Below are 22414 nucleotides of genomic sequence, written 5' to 3'. Positions count from 1 at the left end.
ATATTCCGAGCGCATGCGTAAGATCAGTATCGCTTTCTTTATGGCAGTCGCGCTTACCGGATGCGCTAAGCGTACGCCGCTGGAATCCAGCGCGCGCTTGACCGTCGTACAGGACAGTCAGGCGCTACCACCGCCGAACCGCAACGATCTGACTGCTGCGGACCGGCCAGCGTTAATCGGTCCTCTGGACACCATCGAAGTGACCGTGTTCAGCGTTCCCGATCTCAACCGCGAAATGCAGGTCGACTCCAGCGGGCGGATCGCAATGCCACTCGCTGGAACCATAGACGCGCGCGGTAAGACTGCCGAAGAACTAGCGCTGACGATTGAGGCAGCGTTACGCGCACGCTACGTTCGCAATCCCGAAGTCACGGTTAATATCAAGAGCTCGGTGAGCCAAGTGGTGACGATTGACGGGCAGGTCGTCGAACCCGGCCTGTATCCTGTCACCAACCAGATGACGCTGATGCGGGTCATCGCTTCCGCCAAAGGGTTGTCCGAATTTGCCCGGCAAGACGACGTGGTCATTCTGCGCACGGTCGACAACCGCCGTATGGCCGGATTGTACAACGTCGCGGCGATCCGTGAGGGGGCCTATGATGATCCTCCGGTCTTTGCCAACGACGTCATCGTCGTAGGCGATTCACCGCAGCGTCGCCTGTTCCGTGACTTCGTTTCGGTTTCGCCGCTGCTGGCGGCTCCGTTGATCGCGATACTGCAATAAGGCCCTTGCCGACATGACTTCCATTGTTTCCGGTCCGCGTAGCGGCTCTCAATCGCCGACGCTTGCCGTGCCGGCCAAGGACGAAAGTTCGATACTGCGCCAGTATCTGCGGATCGCGATCCGTTGGCGCTATGTTATCCTGGGAACGACGGTTGCGTTCGTTCTTCTTGGCTTGATCGTAACGTTGCTGATGACGCCAAAATACACGGCATCTGCAACGATCGAAATTTCACGTGAATCTAGCCAAGTAACCAATTTTCAAGGTGTGGAACGCGAAACGAGCGTTGCGGATCAGGAATTCTATCAAACGCAATATGGCTTGCTAAGGTCGCGTGCGTTGTCCGAGCGCGTAGCGAGCCAGCTGCGACTTGTCGATGATCCCAAATTCTACGAACTCTTTGGATCTTCGTCTAACGACCCGGCCTTTCAGTTGGTCAATGGACGTTATCCTGCTGCCGGGCGCCCTATTCGTCAGCGAACTGCGGGGCAAATCCTGCGTGACCATCTGGATGTGGCGCCGACCCGACTATCGCGCCTAGTTGAGATCCGCTTTACCAGCCCGGATGCTGCATTCTCGGCAAGGATCGTCAATACGTGGTCGGACGCGTTCATACAGACTAACTTGGAACGCAAGGTGCAGGCGACCTCCTACGGCCGCAACCTGCTTCAACGGCAGTTGGCACAGCAGAAGGAGCGGCTCGACGAAAGTCAGCGGCAGTTGGTTGCCTATGCGTCGCAGGAGCGGATCATTAACCTCCCCGCGCAGCAGAATGGTGATGGTACTACGTCGGAACGTTCGATTGTCGCTGACGACCTTGCCTCGCTTAATACCGCGTTGAGCCAAGCCACGGCCGAACGCATCGCGGCCGAGGCGCGTTACCGCGAGGGCGGTCGGGCCGGTGCTTCGTCGGAAGCACTGCGCAATCAGGCGATCAACACGCTGCGTCAGCGCCGTGCCGAATTCGCAGCCGAATACCAGAAGCTGCTGATCCAGTTCGAACCGGAATATCCGGCGGTTAAGGCGCTGAAGTCGCAGATCGACCAGCTCGATCGCAGTATCGCTAACGAAGAGCGCCGGGTATCGGGTTCGCTCGAGACCGATTATCGCGGTGCCGTCGAACGCGAGCGGGCGTTGCAGGCACGTGTCGAACAGCTCAAGAGCAGCTATCTCGACCTGCGGCGGCGATCGATCCAGTACAATATCTATCAACAAGAGGTGGATACCAACCGCGCCCTATACGAAGGACTGTTGCAGCGCTTCAAGGAGATTGGCGTCGCTGGTGGTGTTGGCGTCAACAACGTCTCAGTGGTTGACCAGGCCGATGTGCCGCAAAAGCCGTCGAGTCCGCGCCTGCTCGTCAACCTTGCCATCGCTCTCATCGCGGGTCTCGGCATCAGCGCGGTGCTGGCCTTCGCACTCGAACAGATGGACGAGGCGATAGCGGATCCGGCGGAGGTCGAGCGGCGGCTTGGTCTGCCGTTGCTGGGGTCGGTCCCGAAGGTCGATGGGGTTACGCCGAAGGAGGCGCTGCTCGATCGCAAGTCCGATCTGGTCGATGCCTATCTGGCAATCCAGACGAACCTTGCCTTCACCACCGAACATGGCGTGCCGCGGTCGCTGTCGGTTACCTCGACGCGACCGGCGGAAGGCAAGTCGACGACCGCGCTGGCGCTCGCGACCATGTTGGCCCGTAGCGGCAAGCGGGTAATCTTGGTCGATGGCGACATGCGTTCGCCGTCCGTCCATCACCTCGGCGGGGTGAGCCACGACCATGGCCTCAGCAACTTCCTGGCGGGCCAAGATGATATTGCGCCGCTGACCTTCGATATGACCGATCTGGGCTTCACCGCCATGTCGGCCGGGCCGATCCCGCCCAACGCCGCCGAATTGCTGACGGGCAACCGCTTGTCGCTGCTGATCGAACGGCTGCACGAGCATTTCGATCATGTGGTGATCGACAGCCCGCCGGTCATGGGCCTTGCCGATGCACCACTGATCGCGAGCCGGGTCGAGGGCGTGGTCTATGCGGTGGAATCGCATGGCATCCGTTCGACGCTGGTGAAGACTGCATTGGCGCGGCTTGCATCGGCCAACGCGCATATCTTCGGCGGGGTGCTGACCAAGTTCGAGGCGCGCAAAGCGCATTACGGCTATGGCTATGAATATGGTTATGGTTATGGCCGCGACAAAGCCGCTGAGGCCAAGGGCTGATGGCGAAGCGCCGCGCAACCCGTCCCCGGCGGTCGGCGACTGAATGGGGGGTGCGTGGGGCGCTCGCGATCGCGGTAGCCGGGTTGGGCTATGTCTCGGTCGCCCATTCGCTGGCCTATATGATGCGCGGCACCGCGCCGGCACGGGCGCATGCACTGGCACCATGGGATGGTCGGATCACGGCCCTGTTGTCCGAGCAGCTATCCGGTCCGGATGCGACTCCGGCCGATCGCAAGCGCGCCGACGAACTGGCGCTGCTGGCGCTGCGGCAGGATCCGACCGCCGTGCCGGCGGTTGCGACGCTGGGGATCAATGCGCAGGTTCGCGGCGATACTGCGGCCGCGCGGCGTATTTTCGCGTATTCGGAAAAACTGTCGCGGCGCGACCTGCGCACCCGGCTATGGGCGATTGAGGATGCGGTCGGTCGCGGTGACATTCCGGGTGCGTTACGCAACTACGATATCGCGCTACGCACGTCGCGGATCGCACCCGACCTGTTGTTCCCGGTACTGGCATCGGCGATCAGCGATACTGAAATCCGGCAGGCGTTGATCGCGACACTGGCGCGGCGGCCTGCATGGAGCGAGCAGTTCCTGGGCTTCGTCGCCGGAACCGGTCCCGACACGCGAGCGACCGCCAATCTGTTCGAAGCCGTCCGGCGCCGCGGCATCGCCCTGCCGATCGGGGCGGCACCAACCTTGGTCGGTCGATTGCTGGCCGAGAGACATGTCGACGACGCATGGCGCTTCTATGCTGCGCTGACGCCGGGTGCCGACCGGCGCGTCACGCGCGACCCGGATTTTACGGCCAATCTGCAATCGCCGACGCCGTTCGACTGGACGCCGATCACCGATAGCGGCGTGTCGGCTACGATCCAGCGTGGCGAGCAGGGCGGCATCTTCGACTTTGCGGTACCCCCCAATCTTGGTGGTGCGATCCTGCGCCAGACGCAGTTGCTGCCACCGGGCAGCTACGCGATCGAAGGACGCGGTCTCGGCATCGAACAAGCCGACAACGCCTTGCCCTATTGGACATTGACCTGCCCCGATGGGCGCGAGCTGGGCCGGGTGACCGTGCCTAATTCGGCGCAGGCGAACGGGCGGTTTGCGGGGCGCTTCACGGTGCCGGCGGGCTGTCCGGTCCAGCAACTGCTGCTGGTCGCGCGGCCGTCCGAGCAGCTGTCGGGGCTGAGCGGACAGATCGACGACATTCGGCTGCGGCCGGTGGGCCGCTGAACCAGCCTATGCGACGGGGGGCGGATCGGGCTATGAGCGATGCGATGCGCATCGTCCCGTTCCTGCTGGCCCTGTATCTGTCCGCCCCCGTCGCGGCGCAGGATCGCTATCAAAACGATACGCAGGAACCTGCCGCGCCGGTCCAGCAGCCGTTGCCGGAGACCCGCCAGGGTGAAACCGCGCGCTCCGCGGCCGGTCAGACCGGACAGCGCCAGACGCGCGAGGAACTTGCCGCCGAGGTCGGGATCGAGCCAATGGGGCGGATCAACGGCCGGATCCAGAACCGGGTCCAGTCGCGTATCCGCAACCGCATCGATCGCTATTACGACCCGCAGGCCAATGCGACCTCGCCGTTCGCGGTTGCCGGCGATCAGGCGCGTACCGCCGGGCGTCCACGCCGGTGATCCAAGGTGGGCGGAATGGTGCTCCGTCCGGCTATTTCCTACTCGAAAGCACGAATGATCGCCGGTCTGTCCGGCGTGCGTGTACGGGCAGGTCCCGCTTCCCATCGCATCTTCGTGCTTTCGAGTAGAATAGCCCCATGACCCGCAAGCCCTCTGCCCCGCGTACGCCCGCCCGTCCGCAGGGTGATCTGTTCCGGCTCGACAGCCCGCTGACCGCCGAAATTCGCGGCGAGCGGTCGTTGATGGCGTTTCCATTCTTCGCGCTCGCCAAGAATGCGTGGATGAAGCCGCTGACTTATCAGGCAAATGCCATATCGATCGAAGTACGCCCGTCGGCCAGCGGCGTCGCGACCATCTATGACAAAGAAATTGTGCTGTATATCGCTAGCCTGATGCTGGCAAAGATCGAGATCGGTGAGACGGTCACGCAGGACTTCGTCTTTACGGCGCATGATCTGTTCACGGTGACCGGGGCCAATCACTCGGCACGGTCGTACGGAAGACTGTCTGAGGCGCTGGAACGACTACAGGGTACGCAGATCAAGACCAATATCGAGGCGGGCGGCGAAGGCGAGGAGGGCTTCTTCTCATGGCTGTCGGAAGCCAAGCTGCACTATTCGCGCACGCGGGCCGGCGAGCGGCGGCTGAAGGCGGTCAAGGTGCGCCTGTGCGATTGGCTGTTCCGCGCGATCCTGCTCGACCGGCACGTGCTCGACTATGCCGCCGCCTATTTCCAGCTGGGGCCGATCGAGCGGCGCATCTATGAAGTGGCGCGCTCGAGCGGCGAGGACCGGTTGGAAACCGACCTCGCGACCTTCCGCCTGCAGATCGGCTATCAGAACCCGCTTGCCAATTTCCGTAATGCTTTGAAGCAGATAGCGGCATCGGACAGCATCCCCGACTATCACCTCGAGCTGATCGAGCAGGACGTTCCCGAGGACCAGGCCCCCCGGCGCGGGCGGCGGGCGGCGCCGGTACAAGTGGTGCTGACTCGCCGCCCGCGCGCGCTCGGCACCGATGAGGCGGGTGATTCGGATGCGAGCGAATCGGCGGCAGCTCCGGCTGTCTAATTCCTATTCGAAAGCACGAATGGAACCGGGCTTTTGCTACCCGAAAGCACGAACGTACCGTCATATTCCTATTCGAAAGCACGAATCGTCGGCGGTGATTTGCGCCGAAACGAACGTAATTGTCGCTTTCCTACTCGAAAGCACGAACCGGGAACGCTTCCGATGTTGGATTTGATCTGCAAAGGTCGCTGAAACCGGCAGTGGGGCCGGGATGACAGGGAATTGGCCGTGACCACATAAAGGAAAGCCCGGCACGAAGGCCGGGCGTCCCAGGTTTTGGAGCGACGTCGCCAAACGTCGAACCGGCTCTCACAGGCCTTCTCCAATACCTCCGATCGCTTGTCGGTTCAAGGACGCGCGTTTCGCGCCACGCCCCTTTTTTGCTTGTTTGTCGCGGCCCCGGACAAGGGGGACGATGATGGCGCTTATCCTGGCGCAGGCGATCGCGCGCATGGCCGATCCGGCACATGGCAAACGGCCACGCAGCGGTACGCTGCACCGCACCGGCGCACCCGTCCGGCGCGGCAGCGTCGAGGCGGGGACGGTCGAGGACCATTTCTTCGCGGTGCCCGCCAAGGGCGAGACCGACCGGCTGTTGCGCATGGCGCGCGCCGCGCTCGATGCCGGGCGGGCGCGGCGGCGCGCGGCGCGCAGCGAGGGGCGGATGCTGACCGCGGCCGAGACGGTGCTGTGCCGCCTGACCGCCGGCGCGGTACGGGTGTTCGAGGAGATTTGCACGCTGGCCCGGCTGAATGGCGGGCGGGTGTTCCCGACCTATGACCATCTGGCAAAGGCGACCGCGCTCGGCCGGGCGACGGTGGCGCGGGCGCTGGCGGCACTGGAGGCGGCGGGGTTCCTCGTTCGCCAGCGGCGCTTCTGTCGCAACGTCGGCGCGGGGCCACGCTATCGCCAGACGTCGAATATCTATCGGGCGCTGCTGCCGGGCGGATTGCTGCGGTTTCTGCCGCGCCGGTTCCATCCCGCCCCGCTGCCGCACGATGCGGTAGCGCATCGCGAAGTCGCCGTCGCCGAGCTGGCGGCGATGCGCGCGACGCTCAGCTGTCGCGAACTGGCCGAGGTCAGCGTCGGCGGTGCGCTCGGGCGGGTATTGGCCTCGCTGGGGGCAGCGATCGATCGCGAAGCCTGCGAGTCTCATTCCGATCCGCAACCGCTGTTAGAGTCATTAGAATCACCGAGCAATGTCGTCGGCCTAGCCGGCCGCCGGCGTCAAGCCTGACGGCCCTGCTGATCGCAAACGCCTCGAACCATACGCACACCTCCCGCACCGAGACGTGCAGGACGCACCGGCTATCGCCGGCGCGATGCTCTCCGGGGAGAGCAGGCGGAACCGTGGGTGGCCCAATGTTACATACTATTGCATGGGAACGGCGGATTTGCGCGCCATCAAGGGATCGTATAACGCGTTCTACAAGAGGATTTTCCGGCGCGGTTCGAACCGAACACGGCGTTCCCGCGCGCTTATCTTCCAACGGATTCATTCCATGCAAGCATCCTCCGCGCCGGCACCACGCCGGTCCCGCTGGCGCAAGACCAAGATCGCGCTCGGTATTTTCATCGTCCTGCTGCTCGCCGCGATCGCCTTCCTGTTCCGGCCGATGGCCTCGCCCGCGGGCCCCGCGGCCGACAACGACCGCCCGCTCGACATGGTGGTGATCGGCGGCGGGGTGATGAGCGTGACGCTCGCCACCTATCTGCAGGAACTCGAACCCGATTGGCGGGTCGCGCTGTTCGAACGGCTCGACAATGTCGCCGAGGAAAGCTCGAACGGGTGGAATAATGCCGGCACCGGCCATTCGGGCTTTGCCGAGCTGAACTATACCCCCGAAAACCCCGATGGCAGCATCAATACGAGCAAGGCGGTGGTGATCGCCGAACAGTTCGAGGTCGCGCGGCAATTCTGGGCGCATGAGGTGAAGACGGGGCGTCTGGGAGCGCCGGGCGACTTCATCAATCCGACGCCGCATATGAGCTTCGTCTGGGGCGACGCCAATATCGACTATCTGCGCAAGCGGCAGGCGGCACTGGTTCGCAACCCATTGTTCTACGGCATGGAATATACCCGGGACCCGGCGAAGATCCGCGCCTGGGCACCGCTGGTGATGGAGGGCCGCGACCCCGGGCAAAAGGTCGCCGCGACCTATATGCCGATCGGCACCGACGTGAACTGGGGCGTCATCACCCGCCAGCTCGCCACCGCGCTGACCAAAAACCCCAATTTCGACCTGAAACTGCGTCATGAGGTTCGCGGGCTCAACCGCGGGGCCGACGGCATCTGGAACGTGACGGTACGCGACCTGACCACGAACAAGGACCGCACCGTGCGGGCGCGCTTCGTGTTCATCGGTGCAGGCGGCGCGTCGCTCAAGCTGCTGCAGATGTCGGGCATTCCCGAGGCAAGGGATTATGGCGGCTTCCCGGTCGGCGGCCAGTTCCTCGCCTTCGAAAACCCCACGCTGACCGCGCGCCACGACGTGAAGGTCTATGGCAAGGCGGAAGCCGGATCGCCGCCGATGTCGGTGCCGCATCTCGATGCGCGCAAACTCGACGGCAAGTCGGTGATCCTGTTCGGGCTGTTCGCGCTGCAAAGCACGAAGTTTCTGAAGAACGGATCGTGGCGCGACCTGTTCAACAGCGTGTACAAGGACAATGTCGGGCCGATGATGGCGGTCGGCGCGGAAAATGCCGAGCTGGTCCAGTATCTGGTCAAACAGGCGATGCTGACCGACAAGGATCGGCAGGCCGAGCTGGTCAAATATTTCCCGAACGCCAAACAGGGCGACTGGAAGCTGATCACCGCCGGACAGCGGGTGCAGATCATCAAGCGCGACCTGAAAAAGGGCCCGGTGCTGCAGTTCGGGACCGAGATCGTGACCGACAAGCAGGGAACGATCGCCGCGTTGCTGGGCGCGTCGCCCGGTGCCTCTACCTCGCCCGCGATCATGCTGGAGGTACTGAAAAAGGCGTTCCCGCAGCGTCTGGCGAGCATCTGGACGCCGAAGATCGAGGCGATGATCCCGTCCTATGGCCGCACGCTCAACGACGATCCGGCCTTCACCAACCAGATCCGGCGCATGACCAGCGAGACGCTGAAGCTGCCGTTCGTCGAGGTGCCGGCCACTGTCCGTCCGGGTGCCGCCGCCCCGGCCCCGGTCGCGACCCCGCCCGCGCGCAGCCTGAACCGCGAGCAGCAGGCGTTGTGAAAGCGGGCGGCGCAGGGGGATCGCCTCCCCCTGCACCGCCCCTTCAATGCGGCACGACGCCCAGTTCGACGCCGGTCTTGTCGTGCAGCGCGAAGCGGTCGACCAGATCGGCGCTGGCACGGTTATAGCCGGTCACCGTAACCTCGGCACCGTTCTGGCGCAGGCGGGCGACGATCTTGTCGAGCGCGTCGACCCCGGAAATGTCCCAGAAATGCGCCGCGGTGACGTCGATCGTCACCGGCACCGCCCCCTCGAGCGCAAAAGCACGGCGGAAGCGGTCGACCGAGGCGAAGAAGATCTGCCCGGTCACGCGGTAGGTGACGCCGCCATCGCCCACGGCCCGCTCGACCGCGAACATCCGCTGCACTTTCCCGGCAAAGAACACGCCGGACAGCAGCACCCCGGCCAGCACGCCCAGCGACAGGTCGCGCGTCGCGACGACGACGGCGACCGTTACCAGCATCACGATCGACGAGGTTGGTGGATGGTGACGAAGGTTACGCAGCGAGTTCCAGCTGAACGTGCCGATCGACACCATGATCATCACCGCGACCAGCGCCGGCATCGGCACGCGCCCGACCCACGGCCCCAGAACCGCCAGCAAAAACAACAGGAAAGCCCCGGCAGTAAAGGTCGACAGCCGCCCGCGTCCGCCCGAGGTCACGTTGATGACCGACTGTCCGATCATCGCGCAGCCGCCCATGCCGCCGAACAGGGCGGCGACGATGTTGGCACCGCCCTGACCCGCGCATTCCTGCCGCTTGTCGCTGTCGCTGTCGGTCATGTCGTCGACGATCTGCGCGGTCAGGAGGGATTCCAGCAGGCCCACGGCCGCCATGGTCAGCGCGTAGGGCAGGATGATCCGCAGCGTGTCGAGCGTCAGCGGCACCTGCGGCCATGCGAAGCTCGGCAGCCCCTCGGGCAGTTTGCCCATGTCGCCGACGGTGTTGACCGGCAGGTGCAGCGCGATGCTGATGACGCTGAGCACCAAAATCGCCACCAGCGGCGACGGCACCGCCCGCGTCACCCGCGGCAGCAGGTAGATGATGGCGAGGCCGCCCGCGATCAGCGCATAGCTGTGCCACGTCACCCCGATCAGCTGCGGCAGTTGCGCCATGAAGATCAGGATGGCGAGTGCGTTGACGAAGCCGGTGATGACCGATCGCGACACGAACTGCATTACCCGGTCGAGCCGCAGCAGCCCGGCCGCGATCTGGATCAGGCCCATCAGGATGGTGGCGGCGAACAGATATTCGACGCCGTGGTCGCGGACCAGCGGTCCCACCAGCACCGCGACCGCCGCGGTCGCCGCCGAGACCATGCCCGGTCGCCCGCCGATACAGGCGATGGTGATCGCGATCGCGACCGAGGCATAGAGGCCGATGCGCGGATCGACCCCGGCGATGATCGAAAAACCGATCGCTTCGGGGATCAGCGCCAGCGCGACGACGATGCCGGCCAGCAGGTCGCGGCGCATCTGCGCGGGGCCGCCGAACCATTGGCGGCGATAGGAGGTAAAATCGAAGGTCATGGAAAATCCACATCAAGCCACATGGCACCCGATCGGGCGCGGGATTTCAGGTCATGTGCGATGTTGTCCGGCGGATCGGCGGCCGGAATAGCCACCCGGAATTGCACCGGGTCCAGGGCGAATGCCCCGCCCATAGCGGGCGATGGGGCGGACAGGCAAGGGGCCGCGGCCCGATCGCCGGCAGAACGAACGACACCGGGCGCGGACCGGGGATCGTCCCACGACAGGACGATCCCCGCCCGCTTCTCATTTTGGGCAAGTAGCGTGATGCCACCGAATATGATGCCGGTTAGGCCAGCCCCCTGACCGCCGGGCGGCGATCCGCCGGCATCCGGTTCAGGGGGGAATATGCCATGATACAAACGACCTATGCGTTGCTGAACGTCGACGAGATCATCCGGATCGAAGCGAACAACGTCATCGACACCCATTATGGCGCCGCCGGGCGCACCGCGTTCGTCGTCGCCAACGGCGATGTCGGCGATGACAATATCATCGGTTTCGGCAAGACCGACACGTTGATCACCGGCAGGAAGATCTTCGACGGAAACGGCGACGGGTTCATCGGCTTCGGCAAGAACGGCCTGCTCGACATCGACCGGGTCAATGCGCGCAAGGCCGGCAACGACCAACTGCGCATCACCGATGGCGAGGATTCGATCGGCGAACTGCGCTATCTCGGCGAATTCGGCGGCCAGCATGCCTATGCCGCGGCCGGCGCGTTGCGCCTGTTCCTGGAAGAGCATGGGACCGGCGTGGAAGGCACCGTACAGGACGATGTCCTGACGACCAAGGGCGGCGCGCTGTTCGTCGACAACGCGCTCGGCCTGCGGATCGGCGACGATATCGTCACCGATTTCGATTATGGCAGCAAGATCGTCACGACCCACGCGCTGGCCGATGCGAACGATGACGGCAACGTCGATGGCCTGCGCTATCAGGACGGTGGAAAGACCGCCGTCTTCGATATCACGTCGGGCAAGGGCGAGATCATCGGCACGATCACCATGACGGATTCCTATGCGTCGTCGGTCAGCCTGTCCGATATTACCGAAATCGGTGGCGTCGTGTATTACACCTACACCGTCGAAACGCCGTAATTCGGAGGGTGATGACGCCAGACCCGTCCGCTTGTCCTGCGGAGCTGTCGTGCTTGTCGAAACAGCGTATCGACGGGCGGTTCGGGGCGGGTGCTTCGATACGGGTCTCCGACACGTCCGGTCCCTACTCGGCACGAACGGGCAGGTCCGATGTCATCCCGCTATGGAGCGGCTTTCGACCATGTCGTACCGCCGTCATCACCTGCGGGTGACCGCTACGCGGCGGGCCGCTTTCCCGTCCGTCGCGGCATCGCTCCGCCGACCATCACGGCACCGGCATGTCACGCCGGTGCCGGAGGCTTCGATCGAACCCTATGCCGTGCCGATGAATCATCCCCATGTTCTTGCCTGACGTCGGCGCGCCCGTTCCGGTTCGTCAGGCGACGCGGCTGATCAACCATTTCCAGCTCCATGCCGGATCGGCGGCGATGCGCGCCGCCGGGCGTCATTTCGACAGCGGCGCGCTGCTGGTGCTGCTCCTGCGCAATGCGGTGCGCTCGACGCCGGGGGGACGGTGCAGCATCTCGTCGCTGGCGGCATCGCTTCGCCGCCCGCGCGAAAGCATCCGCCGGGCGAGCATCGCGCTTGCCGGACAGGGGCTGTGCCAGGCGGACGGGGACGGCCTGCGGCTGCCGGACGGCTTTGCCGACCTGCCGGCGATGATCGCGATGCGCGACGACGTGCTGGCGCTGCTGCGGCAGATGCTGGACGGGTTCGTCCATGGCGGCCTGACCTTTCCGCGCGCGGGCGTCGTGCCGGGCGACGACGCGCTGCTGGCGGCGGCGCTCGACGTCTATCTCAGCGTCTATGAATTGAGCGAGGCGCCGCTCGTCACCCCGATGGGGCTGTATGTCGTCGGCGCGATCAGCGTGCTGAACGCCGCCGCGATCACGCACGACCCCGAACTCGGCCACCGTTATGGTTTCGCCCATACCATCCCGCCCGACGATATCCGTCGCCCGGCATCGCTGCAGGCGGTCGCGGAGATCGACGGATTTCCGTACCCGACCATCTGGCGTCACGCGACGGCGGCGCGACTGGCCGGCGCGTTGCGGCGCGTGCCCGACGGCTATCTGCTCGGCACCCGCTATATGGACGATCCCCATACGAACGCCGCGTCGGTGGTCAAGGTACAGCATGTCCGCCGCATCCTGTCCGATCTGATGGCTGGGCAGTATCGATCGGCGGAAACCGGGAAGGGTTGAGCCGGCACCGGCGGCGCCGGTGCGTCCCTGTTCTCCATGTCCATCGGGGAATTTCGGGAAACCCATTCGGGAACAGGTTATGGGAAAGCGCATCGGACCAGACGTCTGATCGGCACGGACCGCCCGGCTGTTTTTCTGAACCTTCGTTTTCGGGAATGGCTCAGCAAATTACCCTTGCGATGTAACGCATAGGTTACTAGGTAACCTATGCGTTACATGGAGGATGATATGTCGCGTCGAACTGTTGAGTCGTTTGCCGATCGGAGAGGCCGCAACGTGCTGCTCATTGCCGTCGCAGCAATTGGCTTCACCGCATTTGCAGTTACCCGCCCCGAAGCGAGCACATCGTCGCGGCCGTTTTCCTGATGGCGGTGTTCCTTATCGCGTGCTTGGTCTGGACATTCGGGACACCCCGCCTGCTGCGGTGGACCAAGCGCGAGCGGGCTATGCTGAACGACGAATTGGTCCAGCTTAACCAGCACCGTGCCGCCCGGGTAGGTTTTGTCATCGCTCTGGTCGGTCTTGGCGTGACGGCGTTCCGGCCGTCGATGGCTGGTTTCGCTACACCAACGATCGCCATCATCGCTCTTGCCGCTGCCATTATCGGCGCTGCATTGGCGTTCGCAGACCTCGAATATGTCGGGAAGTGAACTGACGCCGAACCTGCGCGATCATAGAACCCGCGCGGGCCTGACGCAGCAGCAACTGGCCGATCATGTCGGCGTGACCCGCAAGACGATCAACACGATCGAAAACGGTGTTTTCGTGCCCTCAACGACCCTGTCGTTGAAACTTGCCCGTCATCTCGAAACCACTGTAGAGGAACTATTCTCGCTTTCCGTTTAGCCTTTCTCGAAGCCGTTTGACGCACTATCGGGAAGGTTCTGGTTTCCCGATATCCGATCCCAATCGAGAAGATTTTCGACGTCAGGCTATTATTCCGACCATCGTCGGAACGGACCCCAAGCATCTGTTTATAAACATCCTTTGGCCGACCCCCGCCTGTGCGGGAATATGGTAAGGGGTCGGCGATCGGTATGATCGCGGTAGACCCCGGGAAATAGCGGGGAGCCAAACCGGCCAGTGCCGGTTTTCGGGGGGTATTTTCCCTCTGTATCGGGATCGGCCTCATGAAAAAGCGTACCGGATATGTGGCGGCGGGCGCGTTTGCCGCGGTCGTGCTCGGCAGCATGGTCGCCATCGGCTATGTCGAGGACAGGATCGGCCCGCGATCGGGGGATCGGGTGGCGCTCGGCAATCCCGTGTCCGAACGACAGATGCTGGAGCGTCGGCGCGGGCGGGTGGCCGAGGCCGCGATCGTCGGGACGACCGTGCAATAGCGTGACGACGGCGTGGCGCGGGCCGCCGCGCGCCGTCCGCCGCCTCCGTGAAACCCGGCTTGCCATCATCGCAACCACGCCGACGAAGCCAAACCGCCCGTCCCTCGTTCCGCCCTCGAACATTCGAGGGAATTGCCATGAAGATCGCCGATCTCATCACCGACACGCTGATCGCCGCAGGGGTCGAGCGGATCTGGGGCGTGACGGGCGACAGCCTGAACGCGATCAACGACAGCCTGCGCCGGTCGGGCAGGATCGAATGGATGCATGTCCGGCATGAGGAGGTCGCGGCCTTTTCCGCCGGGGCCGAGGCGGCGGCGACGGGCAAGCTGGCGGTATGCGCGGGCAGCTGCGGGCCGGGCAATCTCCACCTGATCAACGGGCTGTTCGATTGCCAGCGCAACCGCGTGCCAGTGCTTGCCATCGCCGCGCATATCCCGTCGAGCGAGATCGGCCTGAACTATTTCCAGGAAACGCACCCGACCGAGCTGTTCCGCGAATGCAGCCATTTCTGCGAGATGGTGCAGACCCCCGAACAGCTGCCCGAACTGCTCCACCGCGCGTTGCGCACCGCGATCGGGCAACAGGGCGTGGCGGTGCTGGTGATTCCCGGCGATGTCGCGCTGAAGGCCGCGCCCGACCATGCCCGCGCCGACTTCGCCACCCCCCTGCCCCCGCGCATCGTGCCGCAGACCGGCGAGATCGCGCGGCTATCCGACCTGCTCAACGGGTCGAAGGCGGTGACGCTGCTGTGCGGGGCGGGGGTCGCGCACGCGCATGACGAAGTCGTGGCGCTGGCGGCGGCGCTGCAGGCCCCGATCGTCCATGCCTATCGCGGTAAGGAATGGATCGAATGGGACAACCCGTATGACGTCGGCATGACCGGGCTGATCGGCTTTTCGTCGGGCTATCATGCGATGATGGAGTGCGACACGCTGCTGATGCTCGGCACCGATTTCCCCTATCGCAACTTCTATCCCGAAAAGGCGAAGATCGCGCAGATCGACCGCGATCCGTCGGCGCTGGGGCGGCGGGCGCAGATCGATATCGGCATCGTCGGCGACGTGCGCGAGGCGGCGGCGCTGCTGACCCCGCAGATCGCGCCCGACCGGTCGGACCGTTTCCTGACCAGGGCGCGGGCGCATTATGCCACGGCGCGCGAGGGGCTGGACGACCTCGCCACCGCCCGCGACGGCGACAAGCCGCTGCATCCGCAGTTCGTGGCGAAAGTGGTCGACTGCCTCGCCACCGACGATGCGGTGTTCACCGCCGACGTCGGCACGCCGGCGGTGTGGGCGGCGCGCTACCTGACGATGAACGGGCGGCGGCGGCTGATCGGATCGTTCAACCATGGGTCGATGGCGAACGCGATGCCGCAGGCGCTGGGCGTGCAGGCGGCCTATCCGGGGCGGCAGGTCGTGTCGCTGTCGGGCGATGGTGGCCTCACCATGCTGATGGGCGACATGCTGACCGCGGTGCAGATGCGGCTGCCGATCAAGATCGTCGTCTTCAACAATTCGACGCTGGGTTTTGTCGAGCTGGAGCAGAAGGCGGCGGGCTATGTCGACACCAATGTCGCCCTCAAGAACCCGGATTTCGGCGCGGTCGCGGCGCAGATGGGCTTTTTCGGCGCGCGGGTGACGCGGTCGGACGAACTGGAAGCGACCTTGCGCGCCGCCTTCGCCCATGACGGCCCGGCGCTGGTCGATGTGGTGACCGAGACGCTCGAACTCGCCATGCCGCCCAAGATCCAGGCGGAGCAGGTCAAGGGGTTCAGCCTCTATACGCTGCGCGCGATCATGAGCGGGCGCGGGGATGAGGTGGTGGAACTGGCCAAGGCGAATTTGTTGCGGTGAGGGTGGCGGTTGGCGGCGGTGCCGGTCACGCTCGTCGCGATCGGCACGCGCTTACTAACTGGCGGAGGTGGTACGGTTTTCTTGGCGAGGGTAGAAAAGACGAACTGTAGAGGTGTCGACATGTCGGATTGATGACCGGTCGGAATGTCCGGTTTCGCCAATTGCGGACGTTCGCGTCCGCATTATGGTGTGGGCATGTGGCAGGTCATCGCAGCCGTTCTGGCATCGGCATCCATTCAGGCAAGCCAACCCGTGACGGTCAAGGGGACGGCCTTTGGTCCACGGCAACACCTCGTTTGCGAGTGGTTCACGAATTTTGAGAACAGCAGGTTTGAGCAGTGCCACATCGTCGGAGGCACCGCGCCTCTTCTAGACGACGGTGCGTCCATCGATTGCGTAGGGCAGCGCTGTGAGGAACTTGACGTCGCCGCTAGGGAGACGGTTCGTTGGAAGAAGCCCGAGCCGGTTTGGGGAACGTTCACGGTCGAGATTTTAGGCCGGGTAAGCAACGCTCGGCATGAGAAACGGTATTTAGGCGACGCAACCCGCACCGTCCTGATCGAAAAGCTCGTGAGCATCAGAAAGCGGTAAGAGCGACGAGTTATGTCCGCTTCCCACCATTCCCGGACATTCCGCCACCGTACGACCCCGGGGTTTCCCGTTAGATGGAAGGTGATGCGATGGTTCAAAAGTTCATTAAGATTGGTATTTGCCTACTTATCATCGCTGCTGCCGCATTCGGTTTATTGGCAGTTGCAGGTGCTGCACTCTTCTCATTTAACCCGTCACATTGATCGGTAACCAAAGCGTTCTCCTCGCCTCAAGTTTCGCTCGTCTTACGGCGGACGTACCGCCCGCCGCGGGCGCGGATATCTGCCGTTTCCGAGGCAGGCGATACCCGTAGGTTGTCCCGCGATACCCGCGCATCGCTATAACCGTTGCGAGCATGGGTATGGTGACCGTATCGTGGGTTTGGTCAGTCCTTGGATGCCAAGCAGATGAGCGTAATTGAAACTTCGCAACGCTTACTCGCCCGAGACGCTACGAATAGCCCGAAGGTCGCAGCGTTGTTCCTTATTGCCAGCGCAGGCTGGCTTGTCCTCGACTGGGCGGGCGTGACAGAAATCGCAAGCCTTTGGTCGGCCTTGCCCTTGCTGCCACTTGCGTTAATCTATTTCGCAGAACGGCGGGGAAAGCTGCTTTGGTTCGAGGGCATGACCCTGCCAAGCTTGTGCGTATTGGCTGCGGCGGTCGCCATCGCTTGGATCTTCAAAATCAAATCTGCGGTGCCAAGCGCGCTCGTTTACGCTGCCGGCGCGGGATTTATAACCGCCTCTGGCTTTCTGATGATTCGGATCTGGACATTCGTCCCTGATAGGCGGCGGAACAGGTAAAGCATCCGGTGCGCGATCTGTGCCACTTCCCGGCCTGCCTAGACACCCGAGAAGGCGGACGTACGCTCCGCCGGTGCATAAAACGAGCCGCACAAACAGGACGTTGCAGCGATCCGCTCCACGAACCATACCCGCACGATACCCACACCCTCTTGCACGCATTCAGCTTTCCGCTGCAAATGACGAGTGGCTATCGAAAAAGAGAGATTGTTCGAGCGTGCTAGAAAGCGGTGGCCGCTGGCCGTCCACGTGACCCCGACCAACGGCAGCCCTCCATTCGCCGCGAAGCCCTGCCTTGTTGAGGTCTATCAGGCGATCGAAGCAGCTTGTGAGCCGACAGGAGAGCGGACGGACGAAGACGAGTGGACGGGTCTGGCTAATTGGTCGTTCCATCAAGCTCTTTGGGCGGTCGCAGAGCGTTCAGTCTCAGAGAGGCTCGTTTATCGCGACGAGGTCTCATTCGAGATGTTCGACGCACGTATGCGTACCAACCTACTAGATGACTGCTGGATCGCCGAGCGTCAGCAGTATGAGGATAGCCCTGTCCGATTCCATTAACAGTGTTGCCCGCTACCCACTCACCCCACCCGTTCTAGCGGCGGACGCACCGTCCGTCATGGATCCAGCAGGACCGCAGAAAACCGCCGTTCTCGTGCGGTTTTTTGCCGAAGATACCCGCACGATACCCGCAACCGGAAATCAGGCACGGCGTGTATATTTTAGTTTACAAGCCTCACCGCGTAAACTATACAATACACATGTTCACGACGCTCCAGACCACCCGCTTCGAAGCATGGCATACCGGCCTGCGGGACCGCCGCGCGGCCGGCATCGTCACCGCCCGGATCGCCCGGATCGAAGCAGGTAACTTCGGCGACTGCAAATCGGTCGGCGACAAGGTCAGCGAGCTTCGGATCAACTTCGGCCCAGGTTACCGCCTGTATTTCACTATCAAGGACGCGAAGCTCATCGTCCTGTTGGTGGGCGGCGACAAGGGTTCGCAGGATCGGGACATCCAATTGGCCAAGGATATGGCCACTGAAATCCATGCCGGTCCTTGACCGGCATGGTACTGAACGAAGGAACGAAGCCATGGCCATCGAACTCAAGCCATTCGATACAGCCGCCTACCTCATCGGGGATGATGACGCGCAGATCGACCTGCTGACCGACGCACTGGAGAGCGGCGATCGCGCCTATATCGGGCACGCATTCGGTGTCGTTGCCCGCGCCCGTGGCGGCATTGCCCAGCTCGCAGCCGATACCGGCATGCCGCGCATGACCCTGCACAAGGCGCTCAGCACCGAAGGCAACCCGACGCTGGAGACGCTGCTGAAGGTGCTCAACGCCTTTGGCTTCAGCGCGCAGGTAATCAAGCGTCAGGTCCAGGCCGCGTGAACGGTGGCCAACAACAATCGAGATTCGAATGTCGAATGAATTGCCGGTTCTAGAAGAGATGTGCACCGAATGCGGCGGTGCAGGAATGGTGCGGCCGCGCATGATCGGCCGAACGACGCATGATGGCGGGCTATGCCAGCCTTGCCGGGGTGCGGGCTATATTCCGACTGCTGCTGGCGAGGCGATAATTCGCCTCATCCAGCACGCGACGAAAGCGGGCCAGTTCCGATACTAGCGCCGGACACTCCGTCCGCCGCCGCCTCCCTGATCTGCCGGTCCTGTAATTGCCGATACCCGCAATCTGCCCGGTCATACCCTCGCAACCGCTGCCGCCCAAAGTCGGTCATTCGAGGCTTGTCCCGCCGATCCCGAAACCTGCCGGCCGTGATGCGAAAATCAAAGGTTTTGCATCATCATCGCGGCCGAGCGAGCGGTCGCAGTTGGCCGGTGAGTTATTCATCTGCCGTTGGCACATACCGGTAAGCGGCGGCTTCGATCTGCTGGATCAATCTAAAGCCAACGTATTCGTCCCGTCGCTCTGCGCGATTTGGACCGCCAAGCCATCTCGCTCGATAGTAGACATTCCAGTAGCTGGTGACCCGTCGTTTGATCGTGTTCCAATAATTTGGATTGTAGACAATGAACGTACCGATAATTTGCTCTATCTCGGTCGTCATTGCAGCAAAGATGTCATCCAGTATTTCAACGACGTACTCCCCGATTAGCGCGACGATGAAGGGGGCCGCCCAAGGCTGAGCGTCTGCGAGTAGATCGCGTAAGGCCCGCTGACGCTCAAATCCGTCGTTGCTTCGCGTCTGTAAGGCACGAGTGAACAGCCATGCGTCAACGTCTTCCGCCAAGGATGATCGATGAGATGCAATGTGCAGCCGAGCTGGGATCAGGACCGTCTCGCGCCCGACTAGTACGGCGAAGCGCTCTGTCCATTGCCGTGGTGCTAGCCGCCTAGCGACGTCCATACCTGCCAGCGTCGCCGATGCGCGATGTTCGACCGGGAACGCTGCTGCGAGCGTTGGTCCGTCGATCGTGGTCAGCATTTCATTGTCGGCCATAGCATCGGCCTACGCGGGCATGGCCTACAATGCACAGCTTTTCAGATGATGCAAAACTCACAGATTTTGCATCGTCCAACGAACGCCAGAAAGCCGCGCCGTCCGCCCATGCAAAACTCTGATGCGTCCCACGCGGCACCCAGTGTCGGCTTTCCGATAGCGAGGTCCCGAAAGCGGCCGTTCCGCTTTCCACCAAAGCCCGATGTCTTCGAAGCCTCGCATACGTGCCACGTTTCCCATGGGCAGCAGCCTGCGAAGATAGGGTGCTCGGCACTTCGAAGATGCTCTGTTTCGACACCTAGACAGCTTGACCTGTCGGCATGTCGACACGTAGATACCCCGACATGCCGACCATAGCCATCATCAGCCAGAAGGGCGGCGCGGGAAAGACGACGCTGGCGCTGCACCTCGCCGCCGCCGCACAGGCATCGGGCCGCGTCGCGCTGGTCGTCGACACCGATCCGCAGGCGACCGCCAGCCAATGGGCGTCGTGGCGCGGCGAGGCACCGCCCGAGGTGATCGACAGCCCCCCGCCCCGCCTTGCCGCCAAGATCGCCGCCGCCAGCGCGCAGGGGGCCGAGGTGATCGTGATCGACACCCCGCCGCATGCCGACAGCGCGGCGCGCGCCGCGGTCGAGGCGGCCGACCTCGTGCTGATCCCGTGCCGGCCCAGCGCCTTCGACCTGTCGGCGATCCAGACCACCGCCAAGCTGGTGCAGCTGCTGCGCCGCCCGGCGTTCGTCGTGTTCACCGCCGGCCCGCCCAATGCGCCGCGAGTGTATCAGGAGGCGGGCGAACTGGTCGACAGCTTCGGCACCCCGCCCTGTCCGGTGCTGCTGCCCGATCGTGCCGCCTATCGCCATGCCAGTGCCGAGGGGCGCACCGTCATGGAGAGCGAACCCGCCAGCAAGGCCGCCGAGGAGGTTCGCGAACTCTACAAGTGGATATGTCGACAGCTCGACATGCCGGCCCCCCGTTTCCGGAAAGTGACGCCATGAGCCGCAAACCGTCCTTCGCGAATCTGCGCGATCGCACGACCCCGCGGCCCCCTGCCCCGGCGGCACCCGCGCCCGCTACGGCCGTCGCGTCCGATGCCAAGGGTCCGGCGAGCCGGCAGGGCCGCAAGCAGATCGCTGGTTTCTTCACCCCCGACATGTCGCTGGCGATGCACATGCTGGCGCGGCGGCAGGACCGCAGCCTGCAGGCGCTGATGGCCGAGGCGTTCAACGACGTGCTGCGCAAATATGGCGAGAGCCCGATCGGCGAATAGCCTGTCGACGGCTCTACCTGTCGACACGTCGATCGATCCTGCTATGGTCGGTGGGCTGTAGGAACCGAAATTTCCGCCCTGTGCCGATCGCGATGATGGACAGGGCTCGTTTGAGATTGCAAGAAACCGTAATGGACCTGTCCCGCGAACTCATCGCCTATGCGATCATCGGCGTCGTCGCGCTGATCGTGATCCCTTGGGCGATCGTCGCCTATCGCCGCCGCCAGCGCCGCCGCCTGCGCCAGCGCGGGATCAAACGCTACGGCCATTGATCGTCGACCTGTCGACACGTCGACGGTTCGACACAAGAATGACGGGCTCGTTAAATGGTCTTTGCTGTCCTTGCGCTTCTGGCGTCTGCACCGGGCGGAAATGCGCCGGTAACAATTGCCAGACTGACGGTGCAGGAATGCCCTGTTCCTTCCCTCGATGATGGTGAGATGATCGTTGACCGCGCCATCATCGCCGACGACGGGTCGAGAATCGTTGTACAATGCGGTGATGGCACCGTCCGCTTCTGGCAATCGGGTGCCGCAGCCTTTACGCGTATTGGCAAGGTGCCCTTGTTCCGTGCGGCACGCGAACAGGGCATTCTGCCTGTCGATATGCTGTGCCCGTGGCCCTCGTCGGTGCGCGAGGACATGGAAGCCGATGCCGATTGTGACGTCATCGACCATGACAGTACGGGCAAGACCTATGTGCTTGGCGACCCCGCGGGCACGGATTTCTATGTCGTCGCGGGTCCGAAGATCTTGCGCGAGAGTACCTCCTGGCAACGGTTTGGGCCGTTTCGACCCGGAGATGACCGGCCGCTTCAGATATATCTGATAGATGGGGAGAAACGCCCTGAAGCGCTGCAAACCATGACGCTCAATGGCCGATCGTCGACCATGGTCCGCCTTCCCAGCCCGAGCCTTGTGGTCGAAGATGCCGAGGGAAGAGCAAGCGATATCGTCTACTCACCCGCGTATACGTCTGTCATCGTTTCATTCGGTGGTGCGTTTCGGGTTGCGGAGGAGATGACATATCTCCGCGCCTTCGATGACAATGGCAAGGAGCGATGGACCATCAGGGCGAAGCTGCCGGCAAGGTTCGAGGATCAATTGATCGTTGGTGACTTTGCCAGGGTGATGGGTTTTGCTGGTGGGCGCTATGCCCTGTTCGCCAAAACCAGCGATCGCAGCAAGACGCAGGTGATCGACCTGAAAGACGGGAAAGGCGCGATGACAGTAGATGGCTGGCCAATCGCCGCAGCACGCGATGCCGCCGTCATCCTGACCCGAGACAAAGAGGGTAGCCTGTCGCTCGACAGGCTCGACCTTTCGACCCGCGATATGGGAACAGGAACCTCCACGGGCCGGTAACGCTATCGCAGCGACAAAAT

The 22414-nt window shown here is 63.3% G+C and carries 24 protein-coding genes and 1 other annotated feature; of the genes, 22 read left to right on the top strand and 2 right to left on the bottom strand.

Features of this window, described 5'->3' with window-relative positions; translation table 11 throughout:
- Positions 1-13 precede the first annotated feature (13 nt).
- The 7 genes from ASE50_RS05825 (at position 14) to mqo (ending at position 8866) form a co-directional block, all read left to right on the top strand.
- Entirely contained in the window at positions 14-724 is a 711-nt protein-coding gene (locus tag ASE50_RS05825) for a polysaccharide biosynthesis/export family protein (protein ID WP_056396988.1), read from the top strand.
- Between the two features lie 13 nt (positions 725-737).
- A complete protein-coding gene (locus ASE50_RS05820; RefSeq protein WP_082438832.1) occupies positions 738-2936 on the top strand; it encodes a GumC family protein in 2199 nt (732 codons plus the stop codon).
- A gap of 50 nt (positions 2937-2986) precedes the next feature.
- Positions 2987-4171, top strand: coding sequence for a hypothetical protein (locus ASE50_RS05815; RefSeq protein ID WP_156347325.1), 1185 nt, complete (start codon positions 2987-2989; stop codon positions 4169-4171).
- Between the two features lie 32 nt (positions 4172-4203).
- On the top strand, positions 4204-4575 hold the full coding sequence (locus ASE50_RS05810; RefSeq protein WP_056396982.1) for a hypothetical protein: 372 nt from the start codon (positions 4204-4206) through the stop codon (positions 4573-4575).
- 137 nt (positions 4576-4712) lie between these two features.
- Entirely contained in the window at positions 4713-5645 is a 933-nt protein-coding gene (locus ASE50_RS05805; protein WP_056396980.1) for a replication initiator protein A, read from the top strand.
- Between the two features lie 415 nt (positions 5646-6060).
- Positions 6061-6882, top strand: coding sequence for a helix-turn-helix domain-containing protein (locus ASE50_RS05800; RefSeq protein WP_056396977.1), 822 nt, complete (start codon positions 6061-6063; stop codon positions 6880-6882).
- A 265-nt stretch (positions 6883-7147) separates the two neighbouring features.
- Complete coding sequence (gene mqo / locus ASE50_RS05795) at positions 7148-8866, top strand: malate dehydrogenase (quinone) (protein WP_056396974.1); 1719 nt, start codon at positions 7148-7150, stop codon at positions 8864-8866.
- Positions 8867-8909: 43 nt separating this feature from the next.
- On the opposite strand, the gene ASE50_RS05790 is transcribed toward mqo, so the two are convergent.
- Complete coding sequence (locus ASE50_RS05790; RefSeq protein WP_056396971.1) at positions 8910-10397, bottom strand: SulP family inorganic anion transporter; 1488 nt, start codon at positions 10395-10397, stop codon at positions 8910-8912.
- A 61-nt stretch (positions 10398-10458) separates the two neighbouring features.
- Positions 10459-10514 (bottom strand) — a sequence feature (sul1 is cis-regulatory element that is thought to sense ions involved in sulfur or methionine metabolism; They are found in Alphaproteobacteria).
- Positions 10515-10750: 236 nt separating this feature from the next.
- Between ASE50_RS05790 and ASE50_RS05785 the strand changes: the two genes are divergently transcribed.
- The 11 genes from ASE50_RS05785 to ASE50_RS19740 all read left to right on the top strand — a co-directional run bounded on the left by ASE50_RS05785 (position 10751) and on the right by ASE50_RS19740 (position 18925).
- Positions 10751-11497 carry a hypothetical protein gene (locus tag ASE50_RS05785; protein WP_056396967.1) on the top strand — a complete coding sequence of 249 codons (747 nt, stop codon included), beginning with the start codon at positions 10751-10753 and terminating at the stop codon, positions 11495-11497.
- A gap of 338 nt (positions 11498-11835) precedes the next feature.
- Positions 11836-12702, top strand: coding sequence for a hypothetical protein (locus ASE50_RS05780; RefSeq protein WP_056396963.1), 867 nt, complete (start codon positions 11836-11838; stop codon positions 12700-12702).
- Between the two features lie 446 nt (positions 12703-13148).
- The gene (locus tag ASE50_RS05775; protein ID WP_156347324.1) at positions 13149-13352 is read left to right on the top strand and encodes a hypothetical protein; all 204 of its coding nucleotides are present in this window, start codon (positions 13149-13151) and stop codon (positions 13350-13352) included.
- Entirely contained in the window at positions 13339-13548 is a 210-nt protein-coding gene (locus ASE50_RS05770; RefSeq protein ID WP_056396954.1) for a helix-turn-helix transcriptional regulator, read from the top strand. The genes ASE50_RS05775 and ASE50_RS05770 overlap by 14 nt, the downstream gene beginning before the upstream one ends.
- 284 nt (positions 13549-13832) lie before the next feature.
- Entirely contained in the window at positions 13833-14042 is a 210-nt protein-coding gene (locus tag ASE50_RS05765) for a hypothetical protein (protein ID WP_056396951.1), read from the top strand.
- Between the two features lie 137 nt (positions 14043-14179).
- Positions 14180-15898 carry a ubiquinone-dependent pyruvate dehydrogenase gene (gene poxB / locus ASE50_RS05760; RefSeq protein WP_056396947.1) on the top strand — a complete coding sequence of 573 codons (1719 nt, stop codon included), beginning with the start codon at positions 14180-14182 and terminating at the stop codon, positions 15896-15898.
- Positions 15899-16093: 195 nt separating this feature from the next.
- Positions 16094-16489, top strand: a complete 396-nt coding sequence (locus ASE50_RS05755) for a hypothetical protein (RefSeq protein ID WP_056396943.1) — start codon at positions 16094-16096, stop codon at positions 16487-16489.
- Between the two features lie 392 nt (positions 16490-16881).
- Complete coding sequence (locus tag ASE50_RS05750; protein WP_056396940.1) at positions 16882-17292, top strand: hypothetical protein; 411 nt, start codon at positions 16882-16884, stop codon at positions 17290-17292.
- Between the two features lie 758 nt (positions 17293-18050).
- On the top strand, positions 18051-18353 hold the full coding sequence (locus ASE50_RS05740; protein WP_056396934.1) for a type II toxin-antitoxin system RelE/ParE family toxin: 303 nt from the start codon (positions 18051-18053) through the stop codon (positions 18351-18353).
- Between the two features lie 31 nt (positions 18354-18384).
- Entirely contained in the window at positions 18385-18690 is a 306-nt protein-coding gene (locus ASE50_RS05735; protein WP_056396931.1) for an addiction module antidote protein, read from the top strand.
- A gap of 28 nt (positions 18691-18718) precedes the next feature.
- Complete coding sequence (locus ASE50_RS19740) at positions 18719-18925, top strand: hypothetical protein (RefSeq protein ID WP_082438831.1); 207 nt, start codon at positions 18719-18721, stop codon at positions 18923-18925.
- A 217-nt stretch (positions 18926-19142) separates the two neighbouring features.
- On the opposite strand, the gene ASE50_RS05730 is transcribed toward ASE50_RS19740, so the two are convergent.
- Positions 19143-19760, bottom strand: a complete 618-nt coding sequence (locus ASE50_RS05730; protein ID WP_056396928.1) for a hypothetical protein — start codon at positions 19758-19760, stop codon at positions 19143-19145.
- Positions 19761-20104: 344 nt separating this feature from the next.
- Between ASE50_RS05730 and parA the strand changes: the two genes are divergently transcribed.
- The 4 genes from parA (at position 20105) to ASE50_RS05715 (ending at position 22394) form a co-directional block, all read left to right on the top strand.
- Positions 20105-20758, top strand: coding sequence for a ParA family partition ATPase (gene parA, locus ASE50_RS05725; protein ID WP_056396925.1), 654 nt, complete (start codon positions 20105-20107; stop codon positions 20756-20758).
- Positions 20755-21030, top strand: coding sequence for a ribbon-helix-helix domain-containing protein (locus ASE50_RS05720; RefSeq protein WP_056396922.1), 276 nt, complete (start codon positions 20755-20757; stop codon positions 21028-21030). The genes parA and ASE50_RS05720 overlap by 4 nt, the downstream gene beginning before the upstream one ends.
- Positions 21031-21161: 131 nt before the next feature.
- Positions 21162-21302 (top strand): hypothetical protein, encoded by a 141-nt coding sequence (locus tag ASE50_RS19205; protein WP_200909490.1) that lies wholly within the window; start codon positions 21162-21164, stop codon positions 21300-21302.
- A gap of 54 nt (positions 21303-21356) precedes the next feature.
- Positions 21357-22394, top strand: a complete 1038-nt coding sequence (locus ASE50_RS05715) for a hypothetical protein (protein WP_156347323.1) — start codon at positions 21357-21359, stop codon at positions 22392-22394.
- The last annotated feature ends 20 nt before the right edge of the window (positions 22395-22414 follow it).

The sequence above is a fragment of the Sphingomonas sp. Leaf5 genome (assembly GCF_001421155.1).
Classification (GTDB): domain Bacteria; phylum Pseudomonadota; class Alphaproteobacteria; order Sphingomonadales; family Sphingomonadaceae; genus Sphingomonas.
This window is presented reverse-complemented; position numbering and strand designations above follow the sequence as displayed.